24 protein-coding genes are annotated in these 24,782 nt (G+C 32.8%); 21 read left to right on the top strand and 3 right to left on the bottom strand.

Annotated features, from left to right (window positions below):
* Window positions 1-24: 24 nt before the first annotated feature.
* The 15 genes from ABEY15_RS09760 (at window position 25) to ABEY15_RS09690 (ending at window position 15,694) form a co-directional block, all read left to right on the top strand.
* The gene (locus tag ABEY15_RS09760; protein WP_429889852.1) at window positions 25-171 is read left to right on the top strand and encodes a hypothetical protein; all 147 of its coding nucleotides are present in this window, start codon (window positions 25-27) and stop codon (window positions 169-171) included.
* A 296-nt stretch (window positions 172-467) separates the two neighbouring features.
* Window positions 468-1,817: an acyclic terpene utilization AtuA family protein gene (locus ABEY15_RS09755; RefSeq protein ID WP_429889851.1), complete on the top strand. Its 1,350-nt coding sequence runs from the start codon at window positions 468-470 to the stop codon at window positions 1,815-1,817.
* A 12-nt stretch (window positions 1,818-1,829) separates the two neighbouring features.
* On the top strand, window positions 1,830-2,180 hold the full coding sequence (locus ABEY15_RS09750; RefSeq protein WP_429889850.1) for a DUF4387 domain-containing protein: 351 nt from the start codon (window positions 1,830-1,832) through the stop codon (window positions 2,178-2,180).
* Window positions 2,155-3,081 carry a ribokinase gene (locus ABEY15_RS09745; RefSeq protein WP_429889849.1) on the top strand — a complete coding sequence of 309 codons (927 nt, stop codon included), beginning with the start codon at window positions 2,155-2,157 and terminating at the stop codon, window positions 3,079-3,081. The genes ABEY15_RS09750 and ABEY15_RS09745 overlap by 26 nt, the downstream gene beginning before the upstream one ends.
* The gene (locus ABEY15_RS09740) at window positions 3,050-3,952 is read left to right on the top strand and encodes an ABC transporter permease (RefSeq protein WP_429889848.1); all 903 of its coding nucleotides are present in this window, start codon (window positions 3,050-3,052) and stop codon (window positions 3,950-3,952) included. Before ABEY15_RS09745 ends, ABEY15_RS09740 begins: the two co-directional genes overlap by 32 nt.
* Window positions 3,953-3,967: 15 nt before the next feature.
* Window positions 3,968-4,846 carry a carbohydrate ABC transporter permease gene (locus tag ABEY15_RS09735; protein ID WP_429889847.1) on the top strand — a complete coding sequence of 293 codons (879 nt, stop codon included), beginning with the start codon at window positions 3,968-3,970 and terminating at the stop codon, window positions 4,844-4,846.
* 54 nt (window positions 4,847-4,900) lie between these two features.
* Window positions 4,901-6,370 (top strand): extracellular solute-binding protein, encoded by a 1,470-nt coding sequence (locus ABEY15_RS09730; RefSeq protein WP_429889846.1) that lies wholly within the window; start codon window positions 4,901-4,903, stop codon window positions 6,368-6,370.
* Window positions 6,371-6,382: 12 nt separating this feature from the next.
* Complete coding sequence (locus ABEY15_RS09725; protein WP_429889845.1) at window positions 6,383-7,531, top strand: ADP-ribosylglycohydrolase family protein; 1,149 nt, start codon at window positions 6,383-6,385, stop codon at window positions 7,529-7,531.
* Between the two features lie 33 nt (window positions 7,532-7,564).
* A complete protein-coding gene (locus ABEY15_RS09720) occupies window positions 7,565-9,667 on the top strand; it encodes an ADP-ribosylglycohydrolase family protein (protein ID WP_429889844.1) in 2,103 nt (700 codons plus the stop codon).
* Between the two features lie 85 nt (window positions 9,668-9,752).
* Window positions 9,753-10,751: an ADP-ribosylglycohydrolase family protein gene (locus tag ABEY15_RS09715; RefSeq protein WP_429889843.1), complete on the top strand. Its 999-nt coding sequence runs from the start codon at window positions 9,753-9,755 to the stop codon at window positions 10,749-10,751.
* On the top strand, window positions 10,744-11,787 hold the full coding sequence (locus ABEY15_RS09710) for an ADP-ribosylglycohydrolase family protein (RefSeq protein ID WP_429889842.1): 1,044 nt from the start codon (window positions 10,744-10,746) through the stop codon (window positions 11,785-11,787). Before ABEY15_RS09715 ends, ABEY15_RS09710 begins: the two co-directional genes overlap by 8 nt.
* A 51-nt stretch (window positions 11,788-11,838) precedes the next feature.
* Window positions 11,839-12,855: a LacI family DNA-binding transcriptional regulator gene (locus ABEY15_RS09705; RefSeq protein WP_429889841.1), complete on the top strand. Its 1,017-nt coding sequence runs from the start codon at window positions 11,839-11,841 to the stop codon at window positions 12,853-12,855.
* Window positions 12,856-13,216: 361 nt separating this feature from the next.
* Window positions 13,217-13,477, top strand: a complete 261-nt coding sequence (locus tag ABEY15_RS09700) for a DUF2187 family protein (protein WP_429889840.1) — start codon at window positions 13,217-13,219, stop codon at window positions 13,475-13,477.
* 309 nt (window positions 13,478-13,786) lie between these two features.
* Window positions 13,787-14,683, top strand: coding sequence for an ABC transporter ATP-binding protein (locus tag ABEY15_RS09695; protein ID WP_429889839.1), 897 nt, complete (start codon window positions 13,787-13,789; stop codon window positions 14,681-14,683).
* A 54-nt stretch (window positions 14,684-14,737) separates the two neighbouring features.
* Window positions 14,738-15,694 (top strand): ABC transporter permease, encoded by a 957-nt coding sequence (locus ABEY15_RS09690; RefSeq protein ID WP_429889838.1) that lies wholly within the window; start codon window positions 14,738-14,740, stop codon window positions 15,692-15,694.
* 83 nt (window positions 15,695-15,777) lie between these two features.
* Here ABEY15_RS09690 and ABEY15_RS09685 read toward each other — a convergent pair whose 3' ends face one another.
* Together ABEY15_RS09685 and ABEY15_RS09680 are read right to left on the bottom strand one after the other, a co-directional pair.
* A complete protein-coding gene (locus ABEY15_RS09685; RefSeq protein WP_429889837.1) occupies window positions 15,778-16,416 on the bottom strand; it encodes a GntR family transcriptional regulator in 639 nt (212 codons plus the stop codon).
* A 375-nt stretch (window positions 16,417-16,791) separates the two neighbouring features.
* A complete protein-coding gene (locus tag ABEY15_RS09680; RefSeq protein ID WP_429889836.1) occupies window positions 16,792-17,439 on the bottom strand; it encodes a GntR family transcriptional regulator in 648 nt (215 codons plus the stop codon).
* 254 nt (window positions 17,440-17,693) lie between these two features.
* Between ABEY15_RS09680 and ABEY15_RS09675 the strand changes: the two genes are divergently transcribed.
* The 4 genes from ABEY15_RS09675 to ABEY15_RS09660 all read left to right on the top strand — a co-directional run bounded on the left by ABEY15_RS09675 (window position 17,694) and on the right by ABEY15_RS09660 (window position 22,754).
* On the top strand, window positions 17,694-19,181 hold the full coding sequence (locus ABEY15_RS09675; RefSeq protein WP_429889835.1) for a spore germination protein: 1,488 nt from the start codon (window positions 17,694-17,696) through the stop codon (window positions 19,179-19,181).
* An 18-nt stretch (window positions 19,182-19,199) separates the two neighbouring features.
* A complete protein-coding gene (locus ABEY15_RS09670; protein ID WP_429889834.1) occupies window positions 19,200-20,285 on the top strand; it encodes a GerAB/ArcD/ProY family transporter in 1,086 nt (361 codons plus the stop codon).
* Window positions 20,282-21,364 carry a Ger(x)C family spore germination protein gene (locus ABEY15_RS09665; RefSeq protein ID WP_429889833.1) on the top strand — a complete coding sequence of 361 codons (1,083 nt, stop codon included), beginning with the start codon at window positions 20,282-20,284 and terminating at the stop codon, window positions 21,362-21,364. Before ABEY15_RS09670 ends, ABEY15_RS09665 begins: the two co-directional genes overlap by 4 nt.
* A gap of 274 nt (window positions 21,365-21,638) precedes the next feature.
* The gene (locus ABEY15_RS09660; RefSeq protein WP_429889832.1) at window positions 21,639-22,754 is read left to right on the top strand and encodes a GGDEF domain-containing protein; all 1,116 of its coding nucleotides are present in this window, start codon (window positions 21,639-21,641) and stop codon (window positions 22,752-22,754) included.
* A gap of 85 nt (window positions 22,755-22,839) precedes the next feature.
* Here ABEY15_RS09660 and ABEY15_RS09655 read toward each other — a convergent pair whose 3' ends face one another.
* A complete protein-coding gene (locus tag ABEY15_RS09655; RefSeq protein WP_429889831.1) occupies window positions 22,840-23,334 on the bottom strand; it encodes a hypothetical protein in 495 nt (164 codons plus the stop codon).
* A 98-nt stretch (window positions 23,335-23,432) separates the two neighbouring features.
* On the opposite strand from ABEY15_RS09655, the gene ABEY15_RS09650 reads away from it, so the two are divergent.
* Both ABEY15_RS09650 and ABEY15_RS09645 read left to right on the top strand, forming a co-directional pair.
* Entirely contained in the window at window positions 23,433-24,014 is a 582-nt protein-coding gene (locus tag ABEY15_RS09650) for a vWA domain-containing protein (RefSeq protein ID WP_429889830.1), read from the top strand.
* Window positions 24,015-24,154: 140 nt separating this feature from the next.
* Entirely contained in the window at window positions 24,155-24,589 is a 435-nt protein-coding gene (locus ABEY15_RS09645; protein ID WP_429889829.1) for a DUF6526 family protein, read from the top strand.
* Window positions 24,590-24,782 lie beyond the last annotated feature (193 nt).

Below are 24,782 nucleotides of genomic sequence, written 5' to 3'. Positions count from 1 at the left end.
GCAAATTTTATTGACGGGTTTGAAATGCGTATGATAGTATTCCTCCATAAAAATCTTTCTTGGATTGGTGGAAATCGTCCAAGTGATACAGCACGAGCTGCTTTAGATTGTGTGGAAAAAGGCTTACAAACTGTAAAAATGAATGGAATTTGGAAAAGTTGTTTCCCATAAGGTAATATTGATTAGCAAAACTCATTCAATACGAATGAGTTTTTTGTTTTTGAAACTTTATTTTTAAGGACTTCTTTCTTTTGATGAAATTGTATTTCATGAAAAAATAATCAGGTAATTCTAAAAAATTTGAAATTAGTTATTGACGTATTGAGAATTCGTTATTATGATTATCTTATGTAACCGGTTACATATAAGTTTTGTAAAAATGCTATCTTAAGATTAGCTTTTATTTTTACAGGATATGTAACCGGTTACACATAAACAAAAAATGACTATGTTAGAAGGTAGAAATGATGTCAGAAGAAATTAAAATCTTGTCCCCGTGTGGGATGCTTGGGTATGGATTTCCAGCCGCTTCATTTTTAAATGGACTAAAAGATAAAATACATGGAATTGTCGTTGATGCTGGATCTACGGATGCCGGTCCTCATAAATTAGGTGCAGGTGTTTCAATCGTTAGTGAACGAGCATTAATGAAAGATTTAGAATTAATCATTACAAATGGCGTTCCACGAAAAATACCAATTATTATTGGATCTGCTGGTGGAGCGGGAGCGCGACCACATGTAGAATCAACGATTTCAATTATAAAGAAGATATTAAAAGATAAAGAATTAAGTGCTAAGATCGCAGTGATTTGGGCTGATTTTACACAGGAGGAAATTATTGAAGCAAATCGTTCTCATAAAATTAAACCTTTAAGTCAGAATATTCCTGAATTAGAAGAAGAGACGATTAAAGAAACCATTCAAATTGTTGCCCAAATGGGTCATGAACCTATTTTAGAAGCTTTAGAGAATGATAGTGATATTATCATATGCGGCCGGGCTTATGATCCATCGCCATTTGCGGCAATTGGGATCTATCATCAAAAAGATCCAGGACTAGCATATCATTTAGGTAAAATTTTAGAATGTGGTGCACTGTGTGCCGAACCTGGAACTACAAAGGATAGTATTTTAGGAGTTTTAAAGGAAGATTCTTTCACAGTCGAATCATTAAATCCATTACGAAAGTGCACGCCGATTAGTGTGGCAGCTCATACTTTCTATGAAAAAGAACATCCATACTTATTACACGGACCTGGATTTAGACTAGATTTAAGTGATTGTGAGTTTCATGATGCTGGAAATGGCGTTGTAGAAGTTTCGAAAAGCCGTTTCATTCCTGAAGATACTACATTTATTAAACTTGAAGGTGCAAAAAAGGCTGCGTATCGAACATTTGTTATGGCAGGGATTAGGGATCCAATTTTAATCGAAAATATTCATGAAATTGAAGACCGAGTAATGGAACAAGTTTTTGAATATTATCCAGAGATTGACCGAAATGATTACAAAATTAACTTTTTAAATTATGGAATGGATGCAGTTCTTGGCTCAAAAGAAATAGAGTCATTTAAGGGCCATGAAATTGGTGTTTTATTTGAGGTTATTGCCAAGACTCAAGAACTAGCAAATAGTATATGTGCGACAGTCAGATCAACCTTTCTACACTTTGGTTATGAAAAGCGTAAGTCTACTGCAGGGAATCTAGCATTTCCATTTGCACCAAGTGATGTCGAATTTGGAGCGGTATACGAGTTCTCTATTTATCATTTAATGGAAATTAATCACAATCCGTTTCGAGTTGAGTACTTGTAGGAGGGCAAAGTAATGGTTACATTATTTGATTTAGCGAAAGTGCTTAGAAGTAAAAATTCAGGTCCATTTGAAGTCACACTGGACATTTTATTTGATTCAGAACGAGTTTATCAACTAGTAAAAAATTCAGGCAAGATTACGAAACAGACAATTTGTCATTTATATAATTTACGCGAAGAACAGGTTCACCATCTTGTTTTCTTTGACCAAGCTTTGGGAATCAAAATTACGATAGAAAGAGATGTCTCTTCAGGAAGTGTAGGAGACAGAGATGTATATGGTGCGCAACAACATGCACCGCTAATGAAGATTACTTTTGATGAGGCGGAGATAACTAGTGAGGAAGATTGCAATTGTAGGTAGTATTAATATCGACTATTTTGTTGAAGCAGAAAAATTACCGGAAATAGGTGAAACGCTATTAGGAAACCAATTCTTTTTATCTGTAGGAGGTAAGGGATCTAACCAGGCTGTGGCCGCTTCTCGTTTAGGTGCTGAAGTAGCATTATTTGGCTCAGTTGGTAAAGATGAGATTAGCGAAATCTTTATCGAAAATATGAAAAATGAAACAGTAGATATAACAAATTTAAATTTTGTAGAAGGAAGCCATACTGGTGTTGCATTTATAGAAATATGTAATAGTGAGAATCGAATTCTAGTTGTACCTGGGGCAAATGATTTTACAGATGTTAACTATATTACTAGAGTGTTAGACGAATTGCTTGCGTATGATGTCGTTTTATTCCAAATGGAAACACCGATCGAGTTGTTGGAGTATTTGATTCCTATTCTACATGAAAAAGGAAAAATAATAATTGTTAATCCTGCTCCTGCTCAAAAAATAGAAAAATATTTACTAGAAAAGATCACCTATTTAACACCAAATGAACACGAGTATGAAATCGTTTTTAATAGCAAACTTCCAATGGAAGAGATACTTAAGAACTATCCAAATCAATTAATTATTACATGTGGAACGAACGGTGTTGTTTATTATGATGGACAAGAAATTATTCGTGTACCCGTTATAAAAGTAGAACCAGTCGATACAACTGGTGCAGGAGATTCATTTTCTGGAGGGTTTGCTGTAGCGGTCTCTGAAGGGGAAAATCTTTATGACAGTATCCGATTCGGAAGCGTCGTAGCAGGATTATCTGTTACGAAAAAAGGTGCTCAAACCGGTATGCCATATCGAAGTGAAGTAGACCTGTTATGGAAAGAGGGGTTGAAACATGAAGGTAAAGACCACGTTATCGAAAATTAAAAAAGATTGGGTCATTTATTTAATGCTTCTTCCGGCAATTGTTTATTTCTTTATTTTTAATGTAATTCCTTTGCTAGGAATGAAGCTTGCTTTTCAGGACTATCGGATTATTGGAGACAATGTGTGGGTAGGGATGAAGCATTTCAAAGTTTTGTTTAACTCACCGGCTTTCTTAGATGTATTAAAAAATACGGTTATTATCAGCACGATGAAAATCATTTTTATTTTTCCGATTCCGATTATTTTATCACTGTTAATCAATGAAGTTCGAACAGGACCATTTAGAAAGTACGTTCAATCAGTTGTTTATTTGCCTCACTTTCTATCATGGGTTGTCATCGCCGGAATTTGGATTAGTCTATTAAATCCACAAGATGGTGGTGTCAATGTTATTCGTAACTTTTTTCATCTACCATCTATCGATTTTATGACTAGTAAGAGTCATATCCGTTGGGTTTTAGTCTTTTCAGAAATGTGGCGTTCTGCTGGATGGGACTCGATTCTTTACTTAGCAGCAATTATGAAAATCAGCCCATCTCTATATGAGGCAGCGCGGATAGATGGTGCATCAAGTTTACAACAAATGAGATATATTACTTTACCCGAACTAACAAGTACAATCGTAACTGTTTTTATCTTAAATTTAGGCTTCTTTTTAAACGCTGGATTCGATCAAGTGTTTAACTTAATGAATGACTCAGTTATTAGTGTTGTAGATATTTTAGATACGTATGTGTACCGAATTGGTATTTTAAATGCTCAATACTCCTATGCAACAGCGGCTAGTTTATTTAAGGGTGTAATTGGCGTAGTTTTAATTCTTGGAACGCACTTTATCTCAAAAAGGATTTCAGGTAAAGGTGTTTGGTAAAAGGGAGGTGTAGATTTGAAGAAGATTAATTTGACAAGAGCGGTTATCTATTTAGTGTTGTTTTTACTATCTTTATCAATATTAATTCCAATTTTAAACTTACTGGCAATGTCCCTTTCCGATCCTTTAAAAGTACATAAATTAAAAGGTTTAAGTATTTTGCCAGAAGGTTTTTCTTTGATTAATTATAAAATATTGCTTTCAAATCCACTAATTATACGTAGTATTTTCAACACGTTTTTAATCACAATTGTTGGTACTGCATTAAACCTGTTTTTGACTGCAATGGCAGCCTATGTTTTAGCTAGAACGAACTTTGTAGGAAAAAAAATTATCATGGTTTTCCTTATTGTTCTAATGGTTTTCGAACCAGGATTAATCCCGGAATTTTTACTTGTTAAAAATCTTGGATTACTCAATACTTACTCTTCTTTAATTCTTTACAAGGCAATTAATATATTCTATTTATTCATCTTAATGAGATTCTTTGAAGATGTTCCGGATAGTATTTTAGAGGCCGCAAGAATAGATGGGGCAGGACATTTCAAAATTTTTACTAAAATTATGCTACCCCTATCAAAACCTGCACTTGCAACATTGGGATTATTTTATGGGGTTTATCACTGGAATGAATATTTCAGAGCGACCATTTATATTACGGATCCACATAAATGGCCATTGCAAGTTGTGCTAAGACAATTTGTTGTAATGAGAGATAATACTTCAATGCTAGGAAACTTAACTGGTGGGTCTTATAAACAAATTGCTAACCTAGATTTTTCTTCCCTACAAGCAGGGACAATCATTATTTCAATGATACCTTTACTAATTTTGTATCCATTAATTTTAAAATATTACGCTAAAGGTGCGCTTGAAGGTGGAGTAAAAGACTAATAGCTAGTCTAATTTTTAAAAATAACACACATTAAATCAGGGGGTAAAAAAACAATGAAGAAATTACTTATGTTGATTTTTAGTGCATTATTAGTATTTACATCAGCTGCTTGTTCGAATGATAAAGCAACGAATGGGAATGACAAAACAGCCGATGGAAAAACAATTATCCGTGTGGTTGCAAAAGACGACTCACCATCAAATCCTGCTTCAGTAAAATATTACAATGCCTTAGAAAAAGCCTTAAAAAGGGACGAAAACATTAATGTGAAATTTAAACTAGTAGAAGTTCCACAAGGTGATTATGCTGAAAAATTAAATCTACTATTAACAGGTGGAGATATTCCAGATTTAATTTATTTCCAAGGTGGAGATCAACAAATTGCACAACAACAACTTTTAGAAAAATTAACTCCATATATTAATAAGTCTAAGTATATTAAAAATTTACTTCAACCATATAACGAAGAAAGATTAAAAAATTATCCTTACTTATTATGGATTAAACCTCTTGATAAAAAGACACCTGTTATTCGAAAAGACTGGTTTGACAAAATGGCTAGCTCTCAAGAATTAATGGCAAATCCAACAACAGATAATTATTATAAGTTTTTAAAAGAATTAGTTTCTACACATTCAGGAGGGGCTAAAAAACCTGCTTATGGTTTAACAGCTGCAGGAGATATTTCAGAATTAGATTCTATGTTTAAAATGGCATTTGGAATTAACCAAACATGGTTAAAAAATAGTGACGGCACATATGTTTACTCAAAAGTATCAAATAATGAAAAAGAATTACTAGCTTACTATAGTAAGCTTTATAAAGATGGGATCTTAGATCCTCAATACTTAACAAAACAATGGGATACAAAAGAAAAAGCTTTCTATGATGGTGAAGCAGCAATTATTACTGGAACGAATGGTAAAGTTATCGATCTTTACAATAGTAAAATGACTGAAGTGAATGGTAAGCAAGCTGAATTAGTCGTTCTTCCGGCTGCAAAAGGTATTTATCAAGGCTTTGGAGAGACAGATGTAACGAAAGAATCTCGTGGTTATGCGATTTCTTCTCAATCAAAACATAAAGATCTAGTGTTCAAAGTTTTAGATTACTTAGCAAGTCCAAAAGGTCAAATGTTAGATCGACTTGGATTTGAGAATGAAGAATATAAAATTGAAAATGGTCAAATTGCTTTAACAGATAAATATTATAGTGAATGGTTTGCTAGATATTGGGAACCTACAGAATTTAAAACAGAGCAACCATTAAAAACACCACTATTAAGCGAGCCTGCTTTAAAATCACAAGATTTAGTTAAACAATCTTATACAGAAGATAATAGTTTTATTTTGCCAGAGAAATTTGTAGCAAATTGGGATGCGATGGAAAATCTTTATAAAGAGTACGCAACTGATATTATTACAGGAAAACGTCCAGTAAGTGACTTTGACAAATTTGTGAAAGAATGGAAAAAAGCTGGTGGAGATGAGCTTACTAAATATGCAAATGACAATATAAAGTAAGGAGTTCTTAATATGGTATCGTTTCAGGATCGTGTAAGAGGTGTTATTCTGTCAACTGCCTTAGGTGATGCACTTGGGGCTCCGATTGAAAAGTTAACCTATGAAGAAATAAAAGAGAAATATAGACGAGTAGAATCATTGAATACAAGTTGGTATAAAGAAGATGCTCCATATGAAGTAACGCTTGGTAAAATGCGCGGACAAGGTATCGTAACAGACGATACCTTGATGACCGCAGCCTTAATTAATGTTTATTTAAAGGAAAAAAGACATCTTGATGCTTACGATGTTGGGAATGAATTCGTGAAAGAGATTGCTTTTAAGAAGACGTATATTCCTGAATTTGGTCGTGAAGCATTAATTATTGATCGACTTTTTTATCCTGAAAAATATATATTCATGCGTCATGTTTTAGCGAATTGTGAACCAAGGGAAGCTGGAATTGGAAACATGATTAATTGTGGAGCAGCTATGTACATAGCCCCGATTGGAATCGTTAATGCAGGCAATCCGAAAGCAGCTTATGATGAAGCTATTTTATTTGCGATGGGCCATCAAAGCAGTTACGGGCTTGAAGCAGCAGGTGTTTTAGCTGCATGTGTAGCAAAGGCTTTTGAAGAAAATGTTAGCATTGATGAAATTGTTGAGACGGCTATCTACTTTGCAAAAGACGGTACAAAACAAGCGATCATTGAAATGACTGAAGCGGCAAGAATACTACGTTCAGAGCATGCAGAAATGGATCAAGTCATTGAAACATTCCAAAACGTCATTGCTAAATTTTCACCAATGAAAGATGATGTCCATCGAAAAATTGAGAAAGTGGGCATTCCATCAAATCATTATACACCGAGTAGACTGTTTTCAATTGAAGAGCTACCAATGGCGTTGGCATTTATCGTTTTAAATAATGGTAAATTCTACAAATCAATTTATGATGGTGTAAATTCGGGGCGTGATACGGATTCCATTGGCGTAATGATTGGTGTGATCCTTGGCGCAAAATATGGATCTGAAATTATTCAACAGGAAGATATTTTACTATTAGAATCAAAAAATAAAATGAACTTAACCGAATTATCGGATACATTTGCTGAAGTTGCAAAAGAGATTATTTTACAAGATTTAAGTGTTAATGAACAAAGAAAAAGATTGCTGTGAGCATAAGTGTAACCTGGAAGTGGAGTGAATGAAATGATTTCGAATGATTATTTAGAGAAGGTATATGCTGGATTTTTAGGAATGAATGCTGGAATCCGACTTGGTGCTCCAGTAGAGCCTACTGAGTGGACACCAGAAATAATTCAAGACGTTTATGGCGATATAAAGGGATATTTAAAAGATTATCAAACGTTCTCAGCAGATGATGATGCAAATGGGCCGGTGTTCTTCCTTCGCGCATTATATGATGATGCAATAGATCGTGAATTAACTCCAGAAGACGTTGGCCGTGCATGGCTTAACTATACACGTGAAGGAATCGGAATGTTTTGGTGGGGCGGCGAGGGGATTAGTACAGAACACACAGCCTACAATAATCTGAAAAAAGGTATTTCCGCGCCAAAATCAGGTTCTGCTGAAGTAAATGGAATGGTCCTTGCAGAGCAAATTGGCGGACAAATATTCGTAGATAGCTGGGGGTTATTATTTCCAAATCAACCGAAAAAAGCAGCTGATTATGCTGAGATTGCAGCAAGCGTATCACACGACAAAAATGGGTTATTCGGGGCGAGATTTATTGCAGCATGTATTGCACAAGCATTTTCTGCAAAATCGATCAGTGAGATTATTGATGCTGGCTTAAAAGAGATTCCAGAAGATTCTACTTATGCTTTAGTTGTTCGAGCGGTTCTTGATTTTCATAAGCAGGTGCCAAACGACTTCCGCCTATGCCGTCAATATCTTGAGGACGAATGGGGATATGATAAATACCCAGGAATTTGTCATATCATACCAAATGCAGGTGTATGTGTCCTTTCTTTACTTTATGGAAATGGTGATTTTGCAAGAACAATTGAAATTGCAACAATGTGCGGCTGGGATACAGATTGTAATGCTGGCAACGTTGGGACAATTTTAGGCGTTTTCACCGGAATAAGCGGTATAACTGATGTTTATAGAAAGCCAATTAATGATTTTATTGCCACTTCAAGTGTTTCTGGTTATTTAAATATTTTAGATATCCCTACGTTCTCTAAATCTCTAGCAATCTTAGGATACAAGATGGCAAATCAAGAGCCACCTGTTGAATTAAGTGATAGTTATCTAGAAGAAGAAATTTATTTTGATTTCACATTACCAGGTTCAACTCATGGATTCCGAACGGACTTCCCTTTTAAAACCTTTTTAAGACACAGCTCCGAACAAGGGTATCAAAGAAAAGGATCACTTGAGATCTTTATCGACAGAATGATAAAAGGTGAAAGTAGTAAAGTTTTCTATAAACCGTTCTACCGAAGAGAAGAATTTAATGATGAAAAATATAAACCAACTTTTGCACCTCAGATTTATAGCGGACAAAATGTCTCTTTAAAAATTTATTCAGATAAAATTCAAGGTGAAGACTTTATTTTAACACCTTATGTACGAAAATCTTATTCGAAAGAAACGGTAAAACTGAATTCTATTAAACTGACAGATGATGAATGGAATTCGATCGAATTCGTCGTTCCAGATACTGGTGGAGATTTAATAGATGAAGTAGGCTTTATCATTGAAAGTCCGTCTGAATTAACAAAAAGAGCTTTTGGTAAATTGTATGTTGATGAATTCAGGATTTTTGGAAAGTCATGCTATTCTATCGATTTTTCTAAGCAAGCAATTGAATTTCTTAGCGTAACTCCATTTTCTCATCATAGAGGAGAGTGGACTCTTGAAAACGGAAAAATGAAGGTTAGTAGTTTAACAGACTGTGCATCATTTACAGGAAACTATTATACAAAGGATGTAATCGTACAGGCATCTATTTTCCCAAAGAAAGGTGACTCTCACAATCTACTATTTAGAGCGTCTGGTGTAGAACGTCACTACCAAGCTGGCTTTGATGGGAAAAATCAAGTTTCACTCATCGTGAACGATTTTGGAATTGAACGGTTATACTCTGTTCCTTTTGAATGGAAACATGAAGAAGAGTATCAGTTTGAACTGAAGTGCATAGGGAATGAAATCAACTTATCTATTAATAATGAAGAAATCCTCTCATTTGAGCACGATGGATTTAATCGAGGTATGATCGGATTTGCAATGTTAGAGCAAGGTGAATCGATAATCTCTCATTTTGCTGTAGAGGAATTATAAAGATGGTGTTTATGAAAGGTAGCGTTAGCTGCCTTTTCTAATACAATCAAACACATTTTTTGATTAATTAAACGAGGTGAATAGAATGAATCGAAAAGAAATCTACGAAAAAGTATATGGATGTCTAATTGGTCTTTCTGTTGGTGATGCACTTGGCGCGCCAACTGAGGGGATGACGCTAGAGGGAATTAGAGAGAAATACAATTGGGTGGATGGTTTCATTTCAGAAGATCCTGTTGGGACAGATGATACAGAGTACTCGATGTTAACTTCCTTAATTTTACTAAAATATGGTGAAAATTTAACTTATCGCGATATGACAAATGAATGGAGCCAATACTTATTAGACCAAAACGGTGGGTTTAAAGGTGGAGGTTTTAGCGAAGTTGATGCGATTTTTAATTTAAGAAAAGGTCTAGTTGCTCCTTATTCTGGTATGGATAATCATGAAATGTGGAGTGATGGTGTAGCCATGCGAATCGCTCCAGTTGGTGTTTATTTTGCTGGAGACCCAGAAAAAGCTGCAAAAATATCAGAAATTGAAGCAAGAATTAGCCACGACAGGGATGGGGTCTATTGTGGTATGGCGATTGCTGCTAGTGTTGCTTATGCGATGACTGGAGATTCGTGGGAAAAGGTTATTCAAAATGGACTAGACGTATTACCGAAAGATTCATGGTCTTATCGTAAAATAAGTGAAGCTGTAAATATAGGGATGAAATATTCCAATGTACAAGAAGCAATGGAAGAGCTTTACAATAAAGTGTCGATATTCTATTATCCATGGGCTGACGTTGCACCTGAAGCGACGGCTTTAGCGTATGGTGTATTCGCTGCGTCCAAGGGAGATTATAAACAAGCTGTTTTAGGTGGAACGAATATTGGTCGTGATTCGGATACGATTGCATCAATGAATGGTGCATTATCTGGGGCATTAAACGGTGCTAGTGTAATTCCAGAAGACTGGAAGAGTAGAATAAATGTTATTAAAGGAGTATGTGTAAAGAAAACAAAAGGAATTGACATTCGTGATTTAAGTGAAAAATTTACAGATGTCATAGTTGGGAGAGGATTTAATGAATAACCAAACTTTATATAGTAAAGCCTGTGGAGCATTTTTAGGACTCGCAGTTGGAGATTCATTAGGATTTCCGGCAATGTACCATCGCACGTCGGTTTTACCTACTAGAAGAAGGAATCGCCTTTGGGACTTTAGTAAACAGACTGATGAACATAAGATTAATAAGTTCTCATTACCATTTACACATGCAATGAATGAAAGTATTCTAGATTTTTCAGGTACTGATGATACTGAATTTGCGATGATTTCCGCACTTACATTACTTGAAAGTAATCAATTTAGTGATGAAGAATTTTTTAAACAGTGGAAAAAGCTTGTTGTTGATCACGAAAGCGAAATTTGGAGCGGAATTAGTGAGCGTGCTTCGATTGAAAATATTAAAAAAGGCTTGATTCCACCTGCAACTGGAAATGACAATCCTCATCATTTCGATGATGGAGCTGTTGCTAGAGCAGTACCAATTGGCATTAAGTTTAATGGGAATCCTGAAAAAGCGGCAGCAGTCGCAGAAAAAATGGCATCCATTACGAACGCAGAAGATGGAGTATATGCTGCAAAGGCAATGGCTGCAAGTATTGCAATTGCTCTTAGTGGAGCTTCACCAAGGGAGATTATTGATGAGGGTTTAAAACAAATCCCCGAAAATACATGGTTAAGTAGAAAAATTAACCAAGCATTTTCGATTTTGGATTCAACGAATAATGATGGATTTGCTGCTATTCCGCTTTGGAATAATCAATTAGTCAACTCAATTTATAACTATGGAAATATTGCTCCTGAGACATTAGCAGTTGCCTATGCTATAATTCTTGCTACAGAAGGAAATTTCGAAAAGAGTATCATGCTATCGCTTATGTTACCAAAACAAGCCGATAGTATGCCGGCAATGGTCGGAGCATTGGCAGGGGCAATGAACGCAATGGAATCGATTTCGAAAAGTTGGATAGATAGTGTTGATACACTTAAAGGATTCTGTGTCCCTCACTTAAAGGGCTTAACGATTACTGATACAGTAAAACGTTTAATTGAATCAGAATAAAAATATAATAAATAATCGAAAATCTGTTACATATTAGGGGAGTACAATCTAGTGAAGAATAAGAAAGCGACGATTCGAGATGTCGCAAAAGAAGCTGGTGTTTCTGTAGCTACGGTATCTAGATTTATAAATAACATAAGTTATATTAGTCCGGAAACAGAACAAAAAATTAAAGTAGTAATGAAAAAGCTTGATTATAAACCAAACGAGATTGCTAGAGGACTTGCGAAACAAAAATCGAAAACAATTGCTTTAATTATTCCTGATATTTCCAATCCGTTCTTTCCAGAATTGGTTGTCGCAATTGAAGAAGTTGCTAAGTTAAAAGGGTATAGTCTAATACTAGTTAATTCAAATAATGATGATTTAAAAAACCCTAAGTTTTGGAAGGAGTTTCAAAGTAGGTATATCGATGGTTTTGTTTTAGCTTCGTTTGAATTTAATGAAGAAATCCTAAAAAGCTTACAGAGTTTACAAATACCATTTGTTAGAGTAGACCGCGCTGTCGATACGCTTACGGCTAATTCAGTAGGCGTTGATAATTATCAAGGAGCTGTAATGGCCGTCGAACATTTGTATGAGCTTGGATGCAAGAAAATCGCTCATATCAGTGGTCCAGATGTTTTCATTCCTGCGATCGACAGGCTTAGTGGATATCGAGATACTTTGCAAAATTATTTTCCATTGCAAGAACCAATTGTTTACCAAGGGGATTTTACGATGGAAAGTGGCAAGCAATTAACCCAAAAGTTGCTTGAGGATCATCCAGATGTAGATGGTATATTTCTTGCAAATGACTTGATGGCAATCGGCTCTTTAAAGGCATTAAAAATGTTAAAGATCCATGTTCCGACTGACATTGCCATTATTGGATTCGATGGAATTAAAATAGCCGAAATGGTAGAACCAGAACTCAGTACAATTGTCCAACCCATTTATCGAATAGGCGTTGCTGCCACTAATAAATTAATCCATCTAATTGAAAATACAAATGACACCGAAGAATATCAACTAGAAGTTGCATTAGTTAAAAGAGAATCTACTTTAGGCTTTTTGCCTAAAGGTTAATGATTCAATTTTGCTTGGATCTATTTAGATTATAATTGGTAATAGAGCAAGCCAATCGAACGTAGAACTAAAGGGGTTAAGACTGTAAACAAAATCGATGAAAATCGAATTTGTTTACAGTCTTTTTTATATTTAAGGCGAGATACATACTTTTAATACATCATTGAAATCAATGAGATCAAGTAGAAATGATGGCGCTAAATTATATTCACTTCACCGAAATTAGAACTAGTCATCCAAAACTATATCTACATAGATTTATAGGTACATCGTCACGATGAAATCTAGTATCCAGTTCACTTTTGAATATTCTGATATTTTTGTATTATTAAATAAAAGTAAATAAAAAGGTGATAAACATATGTGTAAAAATAATAAAACAATCATAACTATGAATAAATATTATGTAAGACCAGGTGACGAAATCGAATTTATGCCAAAAGAGGAAAATGTAAAAGAGATCAAGTCGGGTTTAGTAAAAGGAATTGTAACAAAAGTTCTTTCAAACTCTGTCATTGTTGATATGAGAACTGATCGTAACCACCGAAATTATTACGAACATGATCACACTGTAATCAACCACAAAAAGTATAAAATTTTAGCTCAAATTTCAAAAAGTTAATTTCCTAGAAAATAGCCTTAACCCAAATAAAAGGGATAAGGCTATTTTTTATTTCGGTACTTATGAACTTATGAAATCCTAATATAGTAAAAATTAAGTATGTAAAATTACCTAAGATTTGAACACGAAAAAATAAAAACAATTCTGGAAAAAATTACAAAATAAATGAAAAATGTAATATTTTTCATATTTTCGTAACAGTAATTGTCATTTATTAACAAACTCAGACTTTAGACTGTTTTGCATTTCAATTAGTTTTGTTAAAATAGAATTAGAAATTTAGAAAATATTGGAAATAAGGAGGACGAAATGAAAAAGGCAATTGTACAAATTAAGAACTTATCAAAGGAAATAAAAGGGAAGAAGATTGTTTCTGATTTAAGCTTTGATATTTTTGAAGGCGAAGTTTTTGGATTCTTAGGTCCAAATGGAGCTGGTAAGACGACGACGATCAGGATGATGGTTGGTTTGATGAATATTTCTGAAGGTGACGTTGTCATTAATGGTCATAGTATTAAGTCCAACTTTGAAGAAGCAATTAAGAATGTAGGGGCAATTGTAGAGAATCCAGAATTGTATAAATTTCTAAGTGGTTATGATAATTTACTGCAATATGCTCGAATGGATAAGAATGTAACAAAAGAGAAGATTGATGAAGTTGTTGAGCTCGTTGGTTTAACTGGAGCTATTCGTCAAAAAGTTAAAACATATTCTCTTGGTATGAGACAACGTCTCGGTTTAGCTCAATGCTTATTGCATGATCCGAAAGTTTTAATTCTTGATGAACCTACGAATGGACTTGATCCAGCGGGTATCCGTGAAATGAGGGATCACCTGCAGCTTCTTACAAAGAAAAAAGGGATGGCCATCATTGTATCGAGTCATTTATTAGCAGAAATGGAAATGATGTGTGATCGAATTGGTATTATTCAACAAGGTAAGCTTGTAGATGTACAAACTGTAACAGAGCTTACTACTGAAGATGTCCAAACGTATTCAATTGAAGTGAATAATCACGAATCTGCACTTAAAGTATTATCTAAACATAATGCTCAATTAGTTGATGGAGAGATACATATTGAATTAACGAGAGAAGATGTACCGAGTGTAATTGAGTTATTAGTCGAAAATCGCATTCGCGTATATGGATTTAAGGCAAATGCAAAAACATTGGAAGATCGTTTCTTAGAAATTACGAATGTTTAACAACTCTTTAGTTTGTTGGTGCTTTAGAATTTCCAAAAGAAAGGAACTTAGAATATGTTAAAATTGATTCAAAATGAATGGATAAAGATTATTAAAAGACCAGGTACAATTGTGATGGTTGCTCTTATTATTTTACTTGTAGGTGCAATGGGTTCTTTTGTAAAATATAATGAACATAAAAAAGAGCAAAATGCAGATAAGAATTGGAAGCAAACATTACAAGTACAAACAGCAGAAGATAAAAAACAATTAAAAGGTATAAGTGATAAAAATGACCCTCAAAGACCATTTTTAGAACGATCAATTGCAATTAATGAGTACAGAATAGAGCATAATATATCACCATATGAAAAGACGAATGTTTGGACTTTTATGGATACTTCATCAAGTTTAATTATATTAGTAGGACTATTTACGATTATCGTTTCTGCCAATATAGTGGCGAGTGAATTTAATTGGGGTACGATTAAGCTATTACTAATTCGTCCGTTTTCTAGAAAAAAAATAATTATGTCAAAGTACTTAACTAGTATTCTATTTGGTTTTGCTTTGTTATTTATATTATTTGTCGTTTCGAATCTACTAGGTTTAGCACTTTTTGGTACAGGAAGTGGGAATACTTCATATTTAGCATATGTTGATGGCCATGTTGAAGAGCAAAGTAGACTTGTTTATTCTGCAAAGCTTTATGTAATGAGTTTCATCGAAACATTTATGCTTGCTACGATGGCGTTTATGGTTTCAACAGTATTTAGGAACAATACAATTGCGATCGGTATCTCAATTTTACTATTAACAGTCGGAAATACGGTAACAGTTATTTTGTCAGGATTCTTTGACTGGACAAAGTTTATCTTATTTGCCAATACAAACTTAATGCAGTACGTCAATGGTACTCCACCAGTTGAAGGGATGACAATGACATTCTCAGTAATTATGCTATTAGTCTATTTTGTTATTTTCCTAGGATTATCATTAGTTGTATTTTCAAAACGAGATGTAACAGCTTAAGTTGTTAGAGTGTTCTTTTTTAAGTACTAATTCAATAAAAAACAAAAACCTTATTCTGATTTATGAATAAGGTTTTTTTATTTCTAAAATAATGATTGTATTTTTTCTTTCATGATTTCATTGTACAGCTTCAAAGCTTGGTCATACTCTTTTTCTTCAAAAAATTTAGTTAATTCTTCGTACTGCTTAATATGATTTTGAACTGAACTTCTTCTATATGAATAATATTTATTTGCAATAATCTCAAATTTATTTTGTAAAGTTCCGATCGATTCCATCATTAAATCATTTTGGCTTGTTTGTAAAATAAGATTATGATATCGATTTGCTTCTTCGAAATATAAATCATGCTCTTCATCAGCAACCGCATTTTTCAATAAATGAATGCATTCATTCATTTCATTTATTGGAAAAACAAGCATTTTCCTTTTAGCTTTTTCAATGCTGCCAATTCCTAAAAATAAACGATATTCTAAAAAATTGACGATATCAATCATTGTAATTTGAATATTTTGGACCATTGAGCCTTGGTTTTTAAAATGTTTAACTAAACCGGTTGATTCCAATTTGACAAGCGCCCTTCGGATAGGGGTTCTACTCATGTTCAAATCCTTTACAAGTGATGCTTCAGTTATATATGTCCCAGGAGAATATTTACCTTGTATGATAAATTTTTTAATTTCTTCATAGGCTTTTTGCTCTAGTGTTATATTATTTGGCAAGTATTTCACCATCCTATTTTCTAGTGTTATTTTATTGCACAGATAAACAAGAGTGGGTTTTTTATAAATCCACTCATTATACTTACAAGTCAATAAAACTAATATTATACAAAAAGTATACAATAAAATTGACTAAATAGTATAGAAAAATAATTGATTCAATTATATGGTAATAAAGGGAAATATCTAATTGAATTAAGCAAAGTGATATATGAAGTAGGCGGATGTTTAAAGAATTATGAAGAAGGTAAGTTAATTTATATTAATTTTAGTGTAAAAATTGTATACAAAAATATCTTTATTAGTTAATTTTCGATAATCAATAAAAAAACATCTAAAGCCTTAAAAGCTTTAGATGTTTTTATTGCATTCATATTAAAACATTAAATCCATAAATGCTTCTTCTTTCAGTTGAGTTAAAATTTCAGTTGCTTTATCAAATTCAGATTTTTCCACACGATCAATAAGAGAATTATATAAATCTAATGTATGTGGAATTCTATTTTTTCTTACGTTAAATACATTAGATGATGTTGCTTCTTCAGTAAACCTTTTCCATAGATTATCTAGCATTTCGATGATTAAATTGTTTTGAGAGTTTTGTATGAATGTTTTATAAAACTCTGTTAACGCTCTATGATAATTATAGGCATCATCTTGACTATATGCTTTTTCCATCAAGGCAGTAATTTCTTTAAGTAGTTTGACATTAAATGGAGTATGCTTTCTTTGGGATTTTTCTACACAAAATACAGCAAAGCACCATTGTATTTCAATCATATTTATTATTTCGTGTAAAGTAAATTGAGTATATGTAACAGTCGTTCCATGAAAGTTATTATGTGATAACATTCCTTCAGATACAAGTCTTCCAAGTGCTCTTCTAATCGGTGTTCTGCTCATTTGTAATTCAGATACAAGTGTAGTTTCTTTCAAATGCATACCAGTTTGATACTCACCTGAGAGGATCAAACTTTTTAATTTTTCATATGCAATTTGTTCTAATGTTTTCTCTTTTGCCATTTTATTCTCCTACTAAAAATGTATTAACCATTTCATAAAAGGTCTCCTTATTTAATCCTTTAATTAGTATACAATAAAAATCCAATTGTTAACCTTTTGAATCAGTTATTTCATTTTTAAAAAATAAATCTATTCAGGGAATTAAGTTTAAATAGTTCTGTATGTTCTTTAAGGTGTGTAATTTTTTTCCATTAATTTGAATAATACTCATACTCATTTCAAATCATAAAATAAAAGTTAAATAGGGGATCAGTATGAGAAATAATAAAGATCATCTTAAAGAAGATCCGACCAAAAATAATTGGATTGAAGAATTATCGAAATCAAATGATTTCATTTCTTTTATAACTTCAAGTGACATAGAAAATCAAAATATTTATTCGGTCTATTTTTTTCGAACATTAATTAGGTCTGAAATCATGCATAATGAAGTACTTCCGTATTTAACAAAAAATCTGACATTACAACAATTAAAATCTCAAATTCCAGTGCAACAACTTATATTAACTTCGGATAATACGAAAATAATCAATAAGATTCTAGAAGGCTATGTTGCAATTCTGTACGGGGATAATAAAACAGAGTGTTTACTTGTTGATGTTACAAACAACATATCAAGAACAATTGGCCCACCTTTGATGGAAGCTACTACTTTAGGTCCACAGGTTGGATTTGTAGAAGATATGGATGTAAACATTAATTTAATTCGAAAAAAATTACCTATTTCAGATCTTCATGTGAAGGAACTAGTAGTGGGGACATTGTCTAAGACAAGTGTTGCGGTAATCTTCTTAAGCGGAATTGCTGATGAGGAAAACATTAATACTGTTACTCAGAGAATCAATGATATCCAATATGATCATATTCCTGATAGTTCTTTTATTTCATCTATGATTGGGGATAACACACATTCGATCTTTCCACAATCTATTCCAACTGAAAGAATTGATCGTGCAGTCTCAGGATTAACTGAAGGGAAAATTGTCATTGTTGTGGATGGTTCACCAAATGTTCTTTTGACACCTGCTTTAATAGACGAAACATTTATTGCAATGGAAGACTATTATGTCAATTGGGTACTTGCTACATTTTTCCGATGTCTTAGAATGTTTGGCTTTGCACTTTCGATCTTCATAACGGCTTTTTATGTTGCGATTCTTAGCTATCATTACGAACTCATTCCACCTCGTTTACTTGAATCATTAATCGTATCTAGAGCAGCGGTTCCATTCCCACCAATCCTTGAGGTTTTATTTTTGGAAATTACAATCGAGCTTGTGAAAGAAGCAGGTCTTCGTTTACCATCAAAAATTGGGCAAACACTTGGTATAGTTGGTGGGATTGTTATTGGTCAAGCGGTTGTTGAAGCTAAGTTAACAAGTAATATTCTTTTAATTCTCGTAGGTTTAGGTACACTTGCTTCCTACACTTCTGCAATATATAAGTTTAACAATACAATCCGATTTATGAAGTTTCCAGTTATATTAATGGCTCAGTTGATTGGTCTTTTAGGAATTTTTATGGGGTTTATTTATTTAATGACTCACTTACTTCGATTAACTTCTTTAGGAAGACCGTATATTGGGGCATACCCGTTTAGGAAAACGACAATCAATGATTTATGGATCAGATTACCATTTGCAAAGCAGAAAAAAAGGCCGACAACTTTGAGGCCAGCTAGTCTATTTCGATCAACAAATGATAAAAAAAGTCCAGGTCCACCTAGTGATTTTGATGAATAATAATGAGGAGGTATGATCATGGCAACGTATAGAAGGCAACAGGTATCACCTTACCTCCTGTTTTTTATTATTACAAGCTCTCAAATAGGAGTAGGTGTTTTAGGATTTCAACGGCTCATTGCACAAGATGCTGGGTACGATGCATGGATCAGTGTAATAATTGCTGGGTTTTTTGTTAATGCAGTAGTATGGTTTATGTATAAAATGTTAACAAAGGCACAAGGAGATATTATTGATGCACATAAACAATTTTTTGGTAATATTATTGGTTCAACCTTAAGTTTAGTCATTCTAACCTATTATCTAGTTTTAGCAATTTCTGTTCTTAGATTATATATTGAAATCGTTCAAGTTTGGATGTTTCCGACAATAACAACGTGGCTATTAGCGATTATCATTTTATTATTGTGCTATTACATCGTATCAGGTGGGTTTCGTGTAGTAGTTGGCATTGCATTTCTATCTGGAATCTTTACGGCACTCCTTTATGCTTTGCTATTTCATTTACCACCTAGATATGTTCATATGGATAATATTTTACCTATTTTTGATCATTCGTTTAAAGATTTGTTATTGGCTGCAAAAAAGTCAATTTATACAATGGCAGGGTTTGAAGTACTACTAATGGTCTTTCCATTTATTCGGAATGGAAATTCTTCGCAAAAATTTGCTCAATGGGGGGTTGTTTTTTCAACTCTAGTCTTCACTTTATCGGCTTTTACAACATTTTTACTTTTAAGTGAAAGGCAAATTGCACATGTAATCTGGGCGAGAATCTATATTGCTAGTTTAATTCATTTACCATTCTTAGAAAGGTTTGAATATTTACTAATTTCTAGTTTTTTAATTAAAGTGATTTCAATTTTAGCTCTATTATTATGGAGTACAAGCAGAGGATTAAAATTAATTTTTAAGTGGAAGCAAAAGTATACATTAATATTGATAAGTGTAATTTGTCTTATTGTTTGCCAATTACTTGAAACTCGATATCAAATTAATGCTTTTGCTGATTATACTAGTAGATTTTCTCTATATCTCTTTTATATTTATATACCACTTTTTTCAATCATTTTTATGTTAACTAAGTCTGGGAAAGCAACATGAAAAAATATAGTTTATTTTTTATTATTTGTATTGCATTCATTTTAAATGGGTGTGCACTTGTACCTTCTACGAATGTTAATGAACTAAATCTTATTGAAGCAGCAGGGTTCGACCTTCCGAATCCCCATCAATACAAAGGGACTGTTGTTTTTCCTGTGTTTCGACCATCTGGACAGATTGAGTTTAATGTGTCTTCTGCAGATGGAGAAACAATAAAAAAAGTAAGGGAAAGATTAGATAGTCAAATGAGGTATCGGTTAATATCAGGTCAGCTTCGAGTTGTAACATTTAGTATGGACTTTGCTAAAAGAGGTATTTTTCCAATCATTGATACGTTTAACCGAGATCCGGCCGTTGGGAGTGTGATTCAAGTAGCTATAGTCGATGGCGAAACAAGCGATTTACTTTCGTTAAAGCAGTATGAAAGGGAAAACATAGCTTTATATCTTTATGATCTACTACTACATAATTCAGAGACTGGACCGTTTCCGTACACTGATTTCGCAACATTCGTCTATCAATATTTTGAAGTAGGTCAGGACCCGTTTTTACCTGTGTTAAAAATTGTGAATGACAAGATGAAAATAACTGGTATTGCACTTTTTAAATACGATAAACTCGTAACAATTATTCCATGGAAATATGTTTTCATTTTTAAATCGATGAAAGAAAATTATAAACAAGGATTGCATCAGTTCAATATTGATGGAGAGTATGTAGCAATTGATAATTTAGTATCAAGAAGTAAATTTGATGTCAAAATTAAAAAAGGGAAACCAGAATTTACAGTGCAATTGAATATGAATGCTAGAATTCAAGAATATACTGGTGATAAACCAATATTATTCCCAAAACATATTAAAGAAATAAAAAAAGCAATCGAAAGGGATATCGAAAAAAATGCTCGGGACCTTATATCACTTCTTCAAAAAAATAATGTTGACCCAATTGGTTTTGGCTCAAAATTAGAAGCACATCAAAGAGACTTTGATGTGAAAAAATGGAGGAAACAGTATTCCAGTGCAAAAATTAATGTAAAGGTTAAGTTAGATATAATACATACTGGAATTGTTGAATAGACAAAAGAGATCTGAAGGATTAAAAAGGGCGCTTTAAGGTCAGAGTTGGCTTAAAGACGCCTTTTTTATATAATCTTTATTCAATATCGTTGTTGTATTGTATAAAAATTGTACACAAAGATAATGAGGAGTATGTTAATATAATATTACGGAGAAATTAACTATATTGAAAAAGTAAAATAATCTCTAAATCGTCATCAACGAAGTAGAAAATAAATGGATTGTACACCATTTAAAAATTCATATTTATTTTAAGATAATTCCTGGAGGGATTATGCTTCTTAAAAATATTTTCATAACCCATACAATCATCATTAGTTTTTTTTATTTAACCTCTTCGATCTTATGGGGAGAAGCAAGACAAAAGTTTGCAGGGAAATCGAAATTTCAAGAATTTTTTATCGGGATTCTATTGAGTATATTAACGATTGTATTGATAAATTTCCCGATTATCACGGACCATGGAACAAATATTCAAATTAGGGCTCTTGGAATGGAAATTGCAGCAATCTTTTTTGGAAATATTACCTTAGTTACTATGTTTTTCTTTGATATGATTGCTTTTTATTTTATTAAAGGATTGAATTATGTTTACCTAATTGATTCACTTTTGCTTCTGTTTGTTTTATTTTTTGGATTTTATATGAATTATCAAAAATGGGAAGAAAAGAAAAGAATTCTTATATTAACCACTATTATCATTTTGTTTAGATGTATCGGTTTTTATTTAATCGATAAATGGATGCTAAGACCGATTGGTGAAATTGTATTAGGAAGATTACTTCAAACGATTGGGTTTTGGATTTTAATGTTTGTTCCTGCATTATTAATGAGTTATTTTATCGCTTATCAAACACGTAATACAGAAATAAAATTAAAGAAAATGGAAAACATTGCAAATGTTGACAGTCTAACTGGATTATATAACCGTAGATACTTTGAAAAACAACTTTTAACTGGATGTTCCCAATCCTATGAAACATCATTCCCAATGACATTATTAATGATTGACGTGGATTATTTTAAAAAATATAACGATCTGTATGGTCACCCAAAAGGTGATGAATGCTTAAGAAAAGTAGCAACAAGTTTGCAATTAGAGACGGCAAGCTCGTCAGGTATTGTTGCACGATATGGAGGAGAGGAGTTCTCAATCTTATTACCGAAAGCTGATCTGAATGATGCTATTAAAATAGGTAATCGATTATGTAAAAATATAAAAAAATTAAAGATCGAACATGAGCAATCAGAGAAAAAATTAGTTACATTAAGTATTGGTGTAGCATCAGTAATTGCTGAAACGGAACAAGATTATCAAAAGTTAATTAAGCAAGCAGATCAGGCATTATACAAGTCGAAGCATAATGGAAGAGATCAAGTGAGTTTCTAAAATATGAAATATTCTTAAAAAAAAACATCTATTAATCACTTTGGAAAAAGGTGATTTAAGATGTTTTTTTATTTATTTTGCTGCTTTATTTTATTAGTGGATTTAAATTAAAGTGGTTCAATGCTTCGTTGACTAAATCGATATCATAAATGTTTTTCTCTAAGAAATATTTTATGACTAAATCATTTAAATCGCTGTCTGATAATGTATAGCCAGCAGAACTTAAGAGATCGCTCGTTTCAATTTTATCTAGTTCAAGTGCTAGTGATAAAGCAATTATTGTATTTTTCTTTGGAAGGTAATTAGGAACGGAGCGGATTTTTGAAAAATGTTTTCGATCAATTCCAGCCTTTTTATAGATTAATGGGTCACTGACATTTTTTTGATCAATAAAGTTAAATAACAGCTCTTTAAATGTTGGTTTCAGTTTATTTTTAATAAATGCTTCAATCTCTATATTTTCTAAAGGCTCAGTAGCATATATTTCATTTGTACTAAAATGTATTTCTTCTATTTTTACTTCATCTAAATGGCGTTTTACATATTGTTGTAATTCAATCAAAAATTCTTGGTTAAGCATGTTAAATTCCCCCTTCCAAAATGTCTCTTTTAAGGCGACCTACCTACTAATTAATTCAGTTACTATTATAACATCAAGAATGAAGGGGCTGATTTAGAATGAACAATAATAAAACAGAAATTATATTTTTAATCGATAGAAGTGGTTCAATGGCTGGGCTGGAAAGTGATACAATCGGTGGATTTAACGCATTTATAAAAAAACAAAGTAGTTTTGATGGAGAAACGAATGTAACAACAGTGCTTTTTGACGACCAGTATGAAGTCTTATGGAATGGGCGCAATGCAAATGAAGTAAAATTATCGGATAAAGAGTATTTTGTAAGGGGGACTACTGCACTTTTAGATGCAGTAGGTAAAACCATCTTAAATGTAGGCAACAGATTGTCTTTATGTAACGAGATGGAAAGACCGGGTAAAGTCATATTTGTTATTACTACTGATGGGCTAGAGAATGCGAGCGTTGAATTTACGTATAATAAAGTGAAACATCTGATCCATCACCAACAAGAAAAATATAATTGGGAATTTATATTCATGGGAGCAAATATAGATGTAGTAAAAGAAGCAAGTAGCCTAGGAATTTTAAAAGAAAATGCTTATACTTTTGAATCTTCTAATGAAGGTGTTGAAAATATGTATAGTGTAATAAGCGAAGCAGTGTCTGAAAAAAGGATTTAATTTAAATTCAAATCTAGTAAGTTTTTTTGACTTATTAGATTTTTTTATTGTAAATAAAAATTCTTTAATGATAAATAAGTAGTAAGATTAATAATGTTAGAATAGGGTACATAAAACATATTTAGAGGAGAGATGTACATATGAAACCGCAAAGTTTAGATCATCACGTTAGATATCATCCAGTTTTCCACTTTTTTGGAGCACCATTAGCATTAATCACAATCATTGGTTCAATCGTTAACTTATGTAGCGCGATAAAAAATAGCGATAACATTTGGTTAGCAGTATTTATTTTAGTCACTTCGCTTTTATTAGTTGTTGCGTTTTTTCTAACAAGACTTTATTCCAACAAAGTGCAAGACCGTGTCATTCGAATGGAAGAAAATTTTCGTCACTTTACGCTAACAGGTAAACCATTAAATCCTCAATTAACAATGGGGCAAATCATTGCATTACGATTTGCAAGTGATGAAGAATTTGTAGCGTTAAGTGAAAAAGCAGTAAATGAAGGACTGAGTTCGAAAGAGATTAAACAAAATATTAAAAATTGGCGAGCGGATGAATATCGCGTTTAATTTTGTGTTGGGGACCTAATTTAGGTCCTTTTTCTTGTTTCGAGGGGTTGTTAATTAGTTTGATCGACATACTTTTGAATTAGTCTATAAAGTTCGAGTAACAATACCAGCAAAAAAATTTGTTACCTATTAAATATAATAAATTCCCCTAATGCCGCTAACAATATGGATATAAAATAATCTTTTTGCCTTG

The sequence above is a fragment of the Gottfriedia acidiceleris genome (assembly GCF_050457485.1).
Lineage (GTDB): Bacteria > Bacillota > Bacilli > Bacillales > Bacillaceae_G > Gottfriedia > Gottfriedia acidiceleris_D.
Note: the sequence above shows the minus strand (reverse complement) of the source record. Positions and strands in the feature narration are given on the sequence as shown.